Source organism: Nocardioides flavus (ex Wang et al. 2016) (genome assembly GCF_014653115.1).
Lineage (GTDB): Bacteria > Actinomycetota > Actinomycetes > Propionibacteriales > Nocardioidaceae > Nocardioides > Nocardioides flavus.
The window spans coordinates 54,135-66,495 of sequence record NZ_BNAD01000010.1 but is presented as its reverse complement, the minus strand read 5'-3'; the positions used below and the strand labels follow the sequence as shown (position 1 = coordinate 66,495).

The 12,361-nt window shown below is 68.9% G+C and carries 12 protein-coding genes and 1 tRNA gene; 8 read left to right on the top strand and 5 right to left on the bottom strand.

All coding sequences use genetic code 11. The features are described from left to right. Nucleotides 1–31 precede the first annotated feature (31 nt). The gene (locus IE200_RS15235) at nt 32–1,501 is read left to right on the top strand and encodes a glutamate synthase subunit beta (protein WP_191280336.1); all 1,470 of its coding nucleotides are present in this window, start codon (nt 32–34) and stop codon (nt 1,499–1,501) included. Between the two features lie 150 nt (nt 1,502–1,651). Beyond that, complete coding sequence (gene pyk / locus IE200_RS15230) at nt 1,652–3,100, top strand: pyruvate kinase (protein ID WP_191280335.1); 1,449 nt, start codon at nt 1,652–1,654, stop codon at nt 3,098–3,100. Nucleotides 3,101–3,115: 15 nt separating this feature from the next. Here the strand turns inward: pyk and IE200_RS15225 are convergent, their stop codons facing one another. Continuing rightward, on the bottom strand, nt 3,116–3,895 hold the full coding sequence (locus tag IE200_RS15225) for a transcriptional regulator (protein WP_191280334.1): 780 nt from the start codon (nt 3,893–3,895) through the stop codon (nt 3,116–3,118). Between the two features lie 32 nt (nt 3,896–3,927). Next, nucleotides 3,928–4,010, bottom strand: a tRNA-Leu gene (locus IE200_RS15220). Nucleotides 4,011–4,047: 37 nt separating this feature from the next. Between IE200_RS15220 and IE200_RS15215 the strand changes: the two genes are divergently transcribed. The 6 genes from IE200_RS15215 to IE200_RS15190 all read left to right on the top strand — a co-directional run bounded on the left by IE200_RS15215 (nt 4,048) and on the right by IE200_RS15190 (nt 9,760). Next, entirely contained in the window at nt 4,048–4,692 is a 645-nt protein-coding gene (locus tag IE200_RS15215) for an ANTAR domain-containing response regulator (RefSeq protein ID WP_268245551.1), read from the top strand. Nucleotides 4,693–4,883: 191 nt separating this feature from the next. Beyond that, a complete protein-coding gene (locus tag IE200_RS15210; protein ID WP_191280333.1) occupies nt 4,884–6,041 on the top strand; it encodes a branched-chain amino acid ABC transporter substrate-binding protein in 1,158 nt (385 codons plus the stop codon). A gap of 109 nt (nt 6,042–6,150) precedes the next feature. Further along, nucleotides 6,151–7,140, top strand: coding sequence for a branched-chain amino acid ABC transporter permease (locus IE200_RS15205; RefSeq protein WP_229856610.1), 990 nt, complete (start codon nt 6,151–6,153; stop codon nt 7,138–7,140). Further along, a complete protein-coding gene (locus IE200_RS15200) occupies nt 7,137–8,276 on the top strand; it encodes a branched-chain amino acid ABC transporter permease (RefSeq protein ID WP_191280331.1) in 1,140 nt (379 codons plus the stop codon). Before IE200_RS15205 ends, IE200_RS15200 begins: the two co-directional genes overlap by 4 nt. Then, nucleotides 8,269–9,051, top strand: coding sequence for an ABC transporter ATP-binding protein (locus IE200_RS15195; protein WP_229856609.1), 783 nt, complete (start codon nt 8,269–8,271; stop codon nt 9,049–9,051). The genes IE200_RS15200 and IE200_RS15195 overlap by 8 nt, the downstream gene beginning before the upstream one ends. 1 nt (nt 9,052) lies before the next feature. Next, nucleotides 9,053–9,760 (top strand): ABC transporter ATP-binding protein, encoded by a 708-nt coding sequence (locus IE200_RS15190; RefSeq protein WP_456237868.1) that lies wholly within the window; start codon nt 9,053–9,055, stop codon nt 9,758–9,760. Between the two features lie 85 nt (nt 9,761–9,845). Here the strand turns inward: IE200_RS15190 and IE200_RS15185 are convergent, their stop codons facing one another. Genes IE200_RS15185 through IE200_RS15175 form a run of 3 tightly spaced genes read right to left on the bottom strand, consistent with a single transcriptional unit; the run spans nt 9,846 to nt 12,275 of the window. Next, nucleotides 9,846–10,595 carry an amino acid ABC transporter ATP-binding protein gene (locus IE200_RS15185; protein ID WP_191280406.1) on the bottom strand — a complete coding sequence of 250 codons (750 nt, stop codon included), beginning with the start codon at nt 10,593–10,595 and terminating at the stop codon, nt 9,846–9,848. A 2-nt stretch (nt 10,596–10,597) separates the two neighbouring features. Beyond that, a complete protein-coding gene (locus IE200_RS15180) occupies nt 10,598–11,422 on the bottom strand; it encodes an amino acid ABC transporter permease (protein ID WP_229856608.1) in 825 nt (274 codons plus the stop codon). A gap of 7 nt (nt 11,423–11,429) precedes the next feature. After that, nucleotides 11,430–12,275 (bottom strand): transporter substrate-binding domain-containing protein, encoded by an 846-nt coding sequence (locus IE200_RS15175; RefSeq protein WP_191280329.1) that lies wholly within the window; start codon nt 12,273–12,275, stop codon nt 11,430–11,432. Nucleotides 12,276–12,361 lie beyond the last annotated feature (86 nt).

Sequence of the window (12,361 nt, the reverse complement as noted above, 5' to 3'; positions counted from 1 at the left end):
CCGATCACGCCCTCGAAGAAGGTGAACCAGCATGGCTGACCCCAAGGGATTCCTGAAGCACGGCCGCGAGGTCGCCTCCCGCCGCGAGGTCGCGGAGCGGGTGCACGACTGGAACGAGGTCTACCCCGACGGCATCGGGCGTGCGCTGCTCCCGATCATCAACACGCAGGCCGGACGCTGCATGGACTGCGGCATCCCGTTCTGCCACCAGGGCTGCCCGCTGGGCAACATCATCCCGGAGTGGAACGACCTGGTCTGGCGCGACGACTGGGACGGCGCGATGGACCGACTCCACGCGACCAACAACTTCCCCGAGTTCACGGGTCGGCTCTGCCCGGCGCCCTGCGAGACGGCGTGCGTCCTGGGCATCAACCAGGACCCGGTGACCATCAAGAACGTCGAGGTGTCCATCATCGACCGCGCCTGGGGCTCGGGCTACGTCCGGCCCGAGCCGCCGGAGTGGCTCTCGGGCAAGACGGTCGCCGTCATCGGCTCCGGCCCGGCCGGTCTCGCCGCCGCCCAGCAGCTCACCCGTGCCGGGCACACCGTCGCGGTCTACGAGCGCGCCGACAAGATCGGCGGGCTGCTGCGCTACGGCATCCCCGAGTTCAAGATGGAGAAGAAGCACCTCGACCGGCGCCTGGACCAGATGCGCCGGGAGGGCACCGTCTTCCGTGCCGGGGTGGACGTCGGCGGCGACCTGACCGGCGAGAAGCTGCTCGACCGCTACGACGCGGTCGTGCTCGCCATGGGCGCCACCGCTGCGCGGGACCTCCCCGTCCCGGGACGCGACCTCGGTGGCATCCACCAGGCGATGGAGTTCCTGCCCCAGGCCAACCGGGCCTCGCTGGGCGAGGCCCCGACGACCGACGGGTCCGAGCAGATCGTGGCCACCGGCAAGGACGTCGTCATCATCGGCGGCGGTGACACCGGCGCCGACTGCCTAGGCACGTCGATCCGCCAGGGCGCGCGGTCGATCACGCAGCTCGAGATCATGCCGCAGCCCGGCCACGACCGTCCGGCCGGCCAGCCGTGGCCGACGTACCCCATGACCTTCAAGGTCTCCTCGGCCCACGAGGAGGGTGGCGAGCGGGTCTACGCGGTCTCGACGCAGGAGTTCCTCGGCGACGATGCCGGCAACGTCGCGGCGCTGCGCCTCGTCGAGGTCGACGCGTCGTTCCAGCCCGTGGAGGGCACCGAGCGCGAGATCCCGGCTCAGCTGGTGCTTCTCGCGATGGGCTTCGTCGGACCGGAGAAGCCGGGGCTCATCGAGCAGCTCGACGTGGAGCTCGACGAGCGCGGCAACGTCAAGCGCGACGAGTCGTACGCCGCCTCGGTGCCGGGCGTCTACGTCGCCGGCGACGTCGGGCGCGGCCAGTCCCTGATCGTGTGGGCGATCGCCGAGGGGCGCAGTGCCGCCGCCTCGGTCGACGCCTACCTGACCGGTTCGACCACGCTGCCCTCGCCGATCAAGCCGCACGAGCGCCCGCTGGTCGTCTGATCCCCCAGAACTCGCTGTGACGCCGGGTTACGGCAACTACCCACCCCCATGCACCAGGGTGGGTACAGCCCTGAACCCGGCGTTGCAGCGAGTCCGCGTATCGGAGCAGGCCTTGCTTGGATCGTTCCAATGTCCGCTAGGGTGAGGCCCGTGCGTAGAGCAAAGATCGTCTGCACCCTTGGCCCCGCGGTGAACACCCCGGAGGGCATCCGCTCGCTCGTCGAGGCCGGCATGGACGTCGCCCGGCTCAACATGAGCCACGGCGCGTACGCCGACCACGAGGCCGTCTACCGGCTGGTGCGTCAGGCGTCCGACGACACCGGCCACGCGATCGGCGTCTTCGCGGACCTGCAGGGTCCCAAGATCCGCCTGGAGACCTTCGCCGACGGTCCGGTTGAGCTCGAGCGCGGCGCCCGGTTCACCATCACCACCCGTGACGTCGAGGGCACCGCGGAGATGTGCGGCACCACCTACAAGGGCCTGCCGGGTGACGTGGAGCCGGGCGACCCGCTCCTCATCGACGACGGCAAGGTGCGGCTGAAGGTCGTCTCCGTCGACGCCACCGACGTGGTCACCGAGGTCGTCGTCCCCGGCAAGGTGTCCAACAACAAGGGCATCAACCTCCCCGGCGTGGCGGTGTCCGTCCCGGCGCTGTCGGAGAAGGACACCGAGGACCTGCGCTGGGCGCTCCACCTGGGCGTGGACTTCATCGCCCTGAGCTTCGTGCGCAACGCCCGCGACGCCGAGGACGTGCGCGACGTGATGCGCGAGGAGGGCATCTTCGTCCCCGTCATCGCCAAGATCGAGAAGCCGCAGGCCATCGAGAACATCGACGAGATCGTCGACGCCTTCGACGGCATCATGGTGGCGCGCGGCGACCTCGGCGTCGAGTGCCCGCTCGAGGACGTGCCGATCCACCAGAAGCTGATCATCGACAAGGCGCGCCGCTACGCCAAGCCAGTCATCGTCGCGACCCAGATGCTCGAGTCGATGATCAGCTCGCCGGCGCCGACCCGCGCCGAGGCCAGCGACGTGGCCAACGCCGTCCTCGACGGCGCCGACGCCGTGATGCTCTCGGGCGAGACGAGCGTGGGGGAGCACCCCATCGTCGCCGTGCAGACCATGGCCCGGATCGTGGAGTCGACCGAGAACCACGGCCTGAGTCACATGGCGGAGGTGGCCTGGAACCCCCACACCCGCGGCGGCATCATCGCCAAGGCCGCGGCCGAGGTCGCCGAGCGGGTGGGCGCCAAGTACGTCGTGGCGTTCACCGTCAGCGGCGACTCGGCCAAGCGTCTCTCGCGCTACCGCGGGTCGATCCCCGTCCTGGCCTTCACCCCGGAGCCGCGGACCCGCTCGCAGCTCGCGCTGACGTGGGGCGTGGAGACCTTCCTCGGCGCCGACGTCGAGCACACCGACGAGATGGTCCGGCAAGTCGACGAGGCGCTGCTGCACATCGGACGCGTCGAGAAGGGCGACCTGGTCGTGATCATCGCTGGCAGCCCTCCCGGCATCCCGGGCTCGACCAACGCGCTGCGGATCCACCGCATGGGCGACGCGATCGACGGCGCCGCGCCGGCGTACCGCCGCCCGCGCTGAGGCTTGTCGCGGCCCTCACGTCTTGGGCCCGATCAGCTCGTCGAGGCGGGTGACTGCGCCGCGCCGCGAGACCGACACGACTCGTACGCCTGAGCGTCGCCACGCCACGTCGACGAGGTCCAGGGCCCAGGTGCACAGGTCGAGAATGTCCTCGGAAGCGTTGACGAGCTGCCACCTCGGATAGTGGTAGCGCTTCTTCTTTCCGGCAACCACGCGCGTGGCCCAGTTGTCGACCCGGCACCCGTCCGAGTGGAACAACCCTCGGAGGAAGTCGGCGGGATGGGCACGGACGATCTCGGCCTGCCAGGCCTCGAGGACGATGTCACGCTCGTGCTTGCGCCCGGGTCCGTGCTGGGGGAAGAGGCAGGGCCAGTGCTTCCAGGAGACCGTCGAGACCAGGCAGCCCGGCACATCCCGCGTGTGCGGCCGCGAGCCAGGCTTGACCCTGCGCATCAGGTCGAGGATGCCGTCGTTCAGATGGGTGTAGCGGGTGTCGTTGTAGACGTGGAGGTTGTGGACTCCACGGCGTCCCGTCGAGATGTAGCCGTCTCCGAGGTACCAGCCGAGCAGTTCTGCATAGGCAGCCGGATCGAGGGAGCCTCCGGCACATCTGGGGCACGGCGGCGCCAGGTGCCGCTGACCGCGAGCCTGACCGCGACGTTGGTAGTCACGTCGCCAGCGTCGGATCGTCTTGACCGCCACTCCGTGGACGGCGGCGTTGTCCGCGTCCAGCATGCCTTCGTCCGAGCACCGCAGCGCCGAGTCGACGACGGCTTGAGGACGGACGTGTGGCATGGCCCCATGCAACCTGCTGCCACCGACATCGGTGCCGGGTGCGGGATTCGAACCCGCACGCCCTTTCGGACAATGAGGTTTGAGCTCATAGCGTCTGCCATTCCGCCAACCCGGCTAGGTCGCCACACCGTATCGGAACTAGCCTTGCCGTCGTGACCCAGCCTGCTGACACCAGCACAGCCCCCGACGTACGCCGCGTGGTGATCGCCGAGGACGAGGCGCTCATCCGCATGGACCTCGCCGAGATGCTGGGCGAGGAGGGGTACGAGGTCGTCGGTCAGGCCGCTGACGGCCAGCGGGCGATCGAGCTCGCGCGCGAGCTGCGACCTGACCTGGTGATCCTCGACGTCAAGATGCCGGTCCTCGACGGGATCGCCGCCGCCGAGACCATCGCGGGGGAGCGGATCGCCCCGGTCGTCATCCTGACGGCGTTCTCCCAGCGCGACCTGGTGGCCCGCGCGCGAGACGCCGGGGCGATGGCCTACCTCGTCAAGCCGTTCCAGCGTGGCGACCTGGTCCCCGCGATCGAGATGGCGGTGAGCAGGTACGCCGAGATCACCGTGCTCGAGCAGGAGGTCTCCGACCTCCAGGAGTCGCTGGCCACGCGCAAGTCCGTGGACCGGGCCAAGGGCGTGCTGCAGGAGAAGCTCGGGCTCAGCGAGCCCGACGCGTTCCGCTGGATCCAGAAGACCGCGATGGACCTGCGGCTGTCGATGAAGCAGGTCTCCGACGGCGTGGTCGAGCACGGCGTGGCGGGACTCGCCGCGGGCGGCGAGACGTCCGCGGACCCGGGCTGAGCCCCGGTCCCGCCGGCCCCCGTCGACGCATCCGGCACCACCGGGGCCGCCGGTACAGACCGGTTGGTCACGAAACGGCAACGGCCTGCGACTCGGGCAGCGCAATCGTGTCCCGCGCCACACTCCGAGTGTTAGGTTCCCGCCACGAGGCTGCCGTGGTGGACAGCCCACTGAGAACTACGGAGGGATCCATGATCCGCTCATCCAAGTCCTGGCGGGCCGTCGCGGTCGCAGCGGCCGCCGGCCTGGTGCTCGCCGCGTGCGGCACGACCGAGGACGCCGGCGACGAAGGTGGGAGCGGTGGCGGCGGCGAGGCCGCCTGCGACCTGAAGCTCGCCTTCTTCGGTCCCGAGACGGGCCCCGCGGCCGGTCTCGGCAAGCCGATCATCCAGGGTGCCGAGCTGGCCGTCTCCCAGTACAACGAGGACGCCGAGTGCGAGGTCGAGCTGGTCAACTTCGACTCGCAGGGCTCGCCCGACGAGGCCCCGGCGCTCGCGACCGAGGTCGCCGGCGACGAGTCGATCATCGGTGTCGTCGGCCCCGCGTTCTCCGGTGAGTCGGCAGCCGCCGGCCCGATCTTCGCCGAGGCCGGTGTCCCGACGGTGAGCCCGTCGGCCACCAACCCGGCGCTGTCCGAGAACGGCTGGGACACCTTCCACCGTGCCTTGGGCAACGACGCCACGCAGGGCCCGGCCGCTGCTGCCTACATCAAGGACACGCTGCAGGCGGAGAGCACCTTCGTCATCGACGACGCCTCCGAGTACGGCGCGGGCCTGGCCGGCATCGTCGAGGAGGACCTGGGCGGCGACGCCGTCGCCGGCACCGACACCATCCAGGTCGGTGACACGGACTTCTCCGCGACGGTCACCAAGGCTGTCGACTCCGGAGCCGACGCGGTGTTCTTCGGCGGCTACTACGCCGAGGCGACCATCCTCATCGGCCAGCTGCGCGACGGTGGCTTCGACGGCACCTTCGTCGTGGCCGACGGCGTGAAGGACCCGGCCTACCTCGACGCCGGTGACGCCGCCGAGGGCACCATCATCACCTGCCCCTGCATCCCCGACACCGACCCGGCCGTGGCCGACTTCGCCGCCGCCTACGAGGAGGAGTTCGGCGAGGCCGCCGGCACCTACGCCGCGGAGGCCTACGACGCCGCGACGATCTTCCTCGACGGCATCGGCGAGGGCATCGGCGACCGCGAGGCGATGCTGGAGTTCGTCAACGGCTACGACGAGGCCGGCATCACCAAGCAGCTCTCGTTCGACGAGTCGGGCGAGCCGTCCGAGGTCAAGGTCTACGCCTACAAGGTCGAGGGCGGCGAGATCGTCTCCGACGGCGAGATCGGCTGATCGACGGCTGACCGTCACAGCATGACAACAGGCGCGGCCGGGGATGACCTCCCCGGCCGCGCCGGTGTCCACGACCCGACTCGGTGATACTCCGGCCAGGAGGCCTTGCGTGAACTTCGAGTTCTTCTTCAACAACCTGCCGTCGCTGACCGTGTCCGGTCTCGCGTTCGGCGCGATCTACGCGCTGATCGCCCTCGGCTACACGATGGTCTACGGCGTCCTGCAGCTCATCAACTTCGCCCACTCCGAAGTCTTCATGTACGGCACCTTCGCGATGCTGTGGACGGTGATGGCGCTCGGCGGCGCCGACGCCGACGGCGTCGAGCTCGTCGCCATTCTCCTCGCTTCACTGGTGGCAGCGATGGCGTTGTCTGCGATCGTCGCGCTCGTCCTCGAACGCGTCGCCTACCGCCCGCTGATCAAGCGCAACGCGCCCCGGCTGATCGCCCTCATCTCGGCCATCGGCGCGAGCTTCGTGCTCGCCGAGCTGATGGGCCTGCGTGACCGGGTCGCGGGGTGGTTGGGGCTCGAAGACGACCTGTCCGACTACGTCGGCAAGGCACGCATCAACAACAGCATCGCCGGCGTCGTGGAGGCGCCCCGGTGGGACATCGGCGGCGTGTCGGTGTCGAGCATCGACATCCTGGTCATCCTCTCCGCCGTCGCGATGATGGTCGTGGTGGACCAGTTCGTACGCCGCTCCAAGCTCGGCAAGGGCATCCGCGCCACGGCCCAGGACCCCGAGACCGCGTCGATGATGGGCGTGAACCCCACGCGCACCATCCAGATGACCTTCCTCATCGGTGGCCTGATGGCCGGCGTGGCCGCCTTCCTCTACATGCTGAAGATCGAGACGACCAAGTTCGACGTCGGCTTCCTGCTCGGCGTCAAGGCGTTCACCGCCGCGGTCCTCGGCGGCATCGGCAACCTGCGCGGCGCCCTCCTCGGCGGACTCGTCCTCGGCGTGGCCGAGATCTGGGGCTCGGCGCTGCTCGGCACGGAGTGGCGCCACGTGGTGGCCTTCGTGCTCCTCGTCGTCATCCTCCTCTTCCGGCCCACGGGCCTGTTGGGCGAGTCGCTCGGAAAGGCGCGCGCATGAGCAAGATCAAGTCAGCCCTGGCGGCCATGCCCAAGCCGGTGAAGATCGCGTTGTGGGTGCTCCTCGCCCTCCTCGCGTACGCGCTCCCGCTGCTGGAGCCGCCCTTCATCACCACCCCGGGCGTCGACTTCGGCGGCGTGCTGTTCGTGGTCACCATGTACATGCTGGTGGCGTTGGGCCTCAACATCGTGGTCGGCTACGCCGGCCTGCTCGACCTCGGCTACGTCGGGTTCTACGCCATCGGCGCCTACACGGTGGCGATCCTGACCTCGTTCCACGCCAACTGGCCCCTGCTGCTGGCGCTGCCGGTGGCGATCGTGGCCACCACGATCTCCGGCGTCCTGCTCGGCGCGCCGACCCTGCGGGTGCGCGGCGACTACCTCGCCATCGTGACGCTGGGCTTCGGCGAGATCATCCGGCTCGTCGCGGTCAACACCGAGTGGCTCGGTGAGCGCAAGGGCATCAGCAACATCGCGCGTCCGCCGAGCATCGGCGGCACCGAGGGCGTGTTCGAGATCCCCCACCTCAACTGGGACTCCGGCGTACCACTCCTGGACTTCAACGACAGCACCAAGTTCCTCGTCTTCGGCGTGCTCGACCAGATCCCGTACTACTGGATGGGCCTCACGGTCGTCATCGTCGTGCTGTTCGCCGACTACCTGATCAAGAACAGCCGCGTCGGGCGGGCATGGGAGGCCACCCGCGAGGACGAGGACGCCGCCGAGCTGATGGGCGTGCCGACCTTCCGGTTCAAGCTGCTGGCCTTCGCCACCGGCGCGTTCATCGGCGGCCTGGCCGGGGCGCTCTACGCCAGCCGCCAGAACTTCATCAACCCCGACTCGTTCCTGCTGCTGTTCTCGATCCTGTTCCTCGCGGCGGTCGTGGTGGGAGGCCAGGGCAACAGGTGGGGCGTGCTCGTCGGCGCTGCCCTCGTGGCCTACCTGCCGCAGCGGTTCCGCGAGTTCGACGACTTCCGCGTGCTGGTCTTCGGTCTCGCGCTGGTCGTGCTGGCCGTGCTGCGCCCCGAGGGCCTGTTCCCGCCGAAGCGCACGGTGCGGGCCAAGCAGCTCGAGCACGAGCTCGACGAGCTCGAAGAAGGTACCGACAGCGAGGGAGAGGAGAAGGCCCGTGCCTGACGCACACATCCTCGAGGTGGACCAGCTGACGCTCCGGTTCGGCGGCCTCACGGCGCTGGACAACGTCAGCTTCGACATCAAGGAGGGCGAGATCCTCGGCCTCATCGGTCCCAACGGAGCCGGCAAGACGACCTGCTTCAACGCCATCACTGGCGTCTACAAGCCGACGTCGGGCACGATCAGCTTCCGAGGCGAGTCCCTGGCCGGCAAGAAGCGGTTCGAGATCACCCAGTCCGGCATCGCGCGGACGTTCCAGAACATCCGGCTGTTCCCCACCATGACGGCGCTGGAGAACGTCCTGGTCGGCGCTGACGCCCAGCACTCCACCGGCATCCTCAGCGCCCTCTTCCGCCTGCCCAAGCACCGGCGCGAGGAGGAGGCAGGTCACCGGCGGGCGATGGAGCTGCTGCGCTTCATGGGCCTGCACACCAAGGCCGACGAGCTGGCGGCCAACCTGTCCTACGGTGACCAGCGTCGCCTGGAGATCGCCCGCGCCATGGCGACCAACCCCAAGCTGATCTGCCTCGACGAACCGGCAGCCGGCTTCAACCCGCAGGAGAAGCGGGTCCTGATGGACCTGATCCGCAAGGTCCGCGACCAGGGGTTCACCGTGCTGCTCATCGAGCACGACATGCGCCTGGTGATGGGTGTGACCGACCGGATCGTGGTGCTCGAGTTCGGCAAGAAGATCGCCGAGGGCACCCCTGCGGAGATCCGCGACAACCCTGCGGTCATCGCCGCCTACCTCGGAGTGGAGGAAGAAGATGCTTCTTGAGGTGGAGGGGCTGTGTGTCAACTACGGGCACATCGAGGCCATCCGTGACATCAGCTTCAACGTGCCCGAGGGCAGCGTCACGACCCTGATCGGCGCCAACGGCGCCGGCAAGACGACGACGCTGAAGACGCTCTCCGGCATCCGCAAGGTGCGTGCCGGGTCGGTGAAGTTCGACGGCAAGGACATCACCCACGCCGCTCCGTACGACCGGGTCAAGCTGGGCATCAGCCAGTCACCCGAGGGGCGCCGCTGCTTCGTCGGCATGACGGTGCGCGAGAACCTCGACATGGGCGCGTTCGTGCGCAACGACCGCAAGAGCAAGGCCTACCAGGAGGACATCGACCGGGTGCTGGCGCTGTTCCCGCGGCTGGCCGAGCGGATCAACCAGTCCGCCGGCACCATGTCCGGCGGTGAGCAGCAGATGCTGGCCATCGGGCGTGCGCTCATGGCGCGCCCGCGCCTGATCCTCCTCGACGAGCCGTCCATGGGTCTCGCACCCAAGCTCATCGCCCAGATCTTCTCGATCATCAAGGAGATCAACGAGCAGGGCACGACGGTGCTGCTGGTCGAGCAGAACGCCGCACAGGCGCTCAAGGCGGCCGACGACGCGCACATCCTCGAGACGGGCGAGATCGTCCGCTCCGGCAAGGGCAGCGAGCTCGCCGGCGACGACTCGGTGAAGGCCGCCTACCTCGGCGGAGACATCTGAGCCCTCGCCGACCGGGCTCTTCGTGCCACCACGAAGTGCCCGGTCGGCGACCCGGACGGGCACGAAGTGCCCGGTCGGCGTTTCCCTACAGGACCTTCGACAAGAAGGCCTGGGTCCTCTCGTGCTGCGGGTTGGAGAGCACCTCGCGGGGGTCGCCCTCCTCGACGATCACGCCACCGTCCATGAAGACGAGCTTGTCGCCCACCTCGCGGGCGAAGCCCATCTCGTGGGTCACGACCATCATGGTCATGCCCTCGGAGGCGAGCGTCTTCATCACCTCGAGCACGTCACCGACGAGCTCGGGGTCGAGGGCGGAGGTCGGCTCGTCGAAGAGCATCATGTCGGGGTCCATCGACAGCGCCCGCGCGATCGCGACGCGCTGCTGCTGCCCGCCCGACAGGTGGGCGGGGTAGACGTTCTCGCGACCGCCCAGCCCGACCTTGTCGAGGTTCGCCCGGGCGATCTCGGTGGCCTCCTTCTTGGACCGACCCTTCACCTTCTGCTGCGCGACGGTCAGGTTGCGCAGCACGTTCATGTGCGGGAAGAGGTTGAACTGCTGGAAGACCATGCCGATGCGGGACCGGACGGCGTCGAGGTCGGTCTCGGGGTCGCAGATGTCGATGCCCTCGACGACGATCTGGCCGCTGTCGGGCTCCTCGAGCCGATTGACGCAGCGCAGGAGGGTCGACTTGCCAGACCCCGACGGACCGATGACGCAGACGACCTCGCCGTGGTCGACGTGGAAGTCGATGCCGGTGAGGACCCGGTTGGACCCGAAGGACTTGTGCAGGTCGCGGATCTGGATGGCGGGGGCCGCTGAGGCGCTCGCGTTCATGGTCACCGTGCCTTCTGCTGCTTGCGCTCGAGCCACGACACCAGGCGGGTGAGCGGCAGGGTGATGATGAGGTAGAGGATCGACGCCTGGATCAGGCTGGTCGCGGTCCCGGCCGTGGCGCTGGAGGCCATGAAGTCGCGGGCGATCGTCGTCAGCTCACGCTGGTCGGCTGCGAAGCCGATGACGAACAGCAGCGCGGTGTCCTTGATCAGCAGGACGAACTCGTTGGTGAGCGGCGGGATCACGATCCGGAACGCCTGCGGGAGCACGACGGTGGTCGTGGTGCGCCCGGCGCTCATCCCGAGCGAGCGCGCGGCCTCGGTCTGCCCCTTCGGCACCGCCTGGATGCCGGCGCGGATGGTCTCGGCCATGTAGGCGGCGGCAACGAGGATGAGACCGACGACGCCGGCGCCGACGGTGCCGCCCGGCGGGGTCCAACCGTTGAAGGCGATCGGGATGCCGAAGGCCATCACCAGCACGACGAGCAGCACGGGCAGGCCGCGGAAGAACTCGATGTAGGCGGTGGCGAGCCAGCGGTATGCCGCGACGGGGGACAGGCGCATCAGCGCGAGCACCACCCCGAGCACCAGTCCTGCCCCGAAGGCCACGACGGTGTAGATCAGCGAGTTCTTGACGCCGACCGTGATCAGGTCGGGCCAGGTGCCCCAGTCGCCGACGAACGGGTTGCCGATGCCGGCCGGGGCGAAGAAGTTGGCACGGATGGTGGCCCAGTCGGCGCTGAGGCCGACCAGGAGCAGCACCCCCAGCAGGACGGCGTACAGCACCGTCCTGCTGAGGATGCGGCGCGTCGAGCGCTTCAGAGCCACGCTCAGGTCACTCGGTCGCGAAGTAGGAGTTGTAGATCTCGTCGTAGGTGCCGTCGTCGCGCATCTCGGAGAGCTGCTCGTTGACCGCCTCCACCAGCGCGGTGTTGCCCTTCTTCATCGCCAGGCCGTAGGACTCGTCGGTGGAGTAGGTCTCCACGACGCTGAAGCCGCCCTGGTCCTGGTGGTTGATGTTGACCGGGAGGTCCTGCAGCAGGGCGTCGACCTGGCCGGCCTTGATCGCCTGGAACATCTCGGCGTCGCTGGGGAAGGACACCAGCTCGGCGCCGGTGGCGTTCTCCTCGGCGTAGGCCTTGCCGGTGGTGCCCTGCTGGACGCCCACCTTCACGCCGTCGAGGTCGTCGATCGAGGCGATGTCGGAGCCCTCGGCCACGAGCAGCGACTGCTGCGAGTCGTAGTAGCCGTCGGAGAAGTCGAGGGCGGCCTTGCGCTCCTCGGTGATCGTCATCGCGCTGGCGGCGATGTCGCACTGGGCGGCGTTGAGGGCCTGGCCGCTCTGGAGGGCGTCGAAGGAGGAGTCCTTGACCGCGAGCTCGAGCTCGAGGCCGTCGGCGATCGCCTGGACGATGTCGATGTCGAAGCCCTTGAAGCCCGACTCCGACGTCTCGTCGAAGTCCTCGAAGGGCGGGTAGGGCACGTCGGAGCAGACCGTCAGGGTGCCGTCGGCGACGGTGGTGATGCCGGAGTCGTCGCCGGAGCCGCTGTCGCCGGCCGAGTCGCTGCCGCCGTCGTCGGAGCCGCAGGCCGTGAGGACCGTGGCCAGGGCCAGGGTGGAGACGAGGGCGATGGAGCTCCGGATGATGCCGCGCGGGCGCGGAAGGGTGCTGGATGACATGTCGGGGAGACTAGTGCACCTGCCGTGCCGGGGACGCCAATGCGGAGAGCATCGTCACCCGGAAGTTACATTCGCTCCTCGGGACC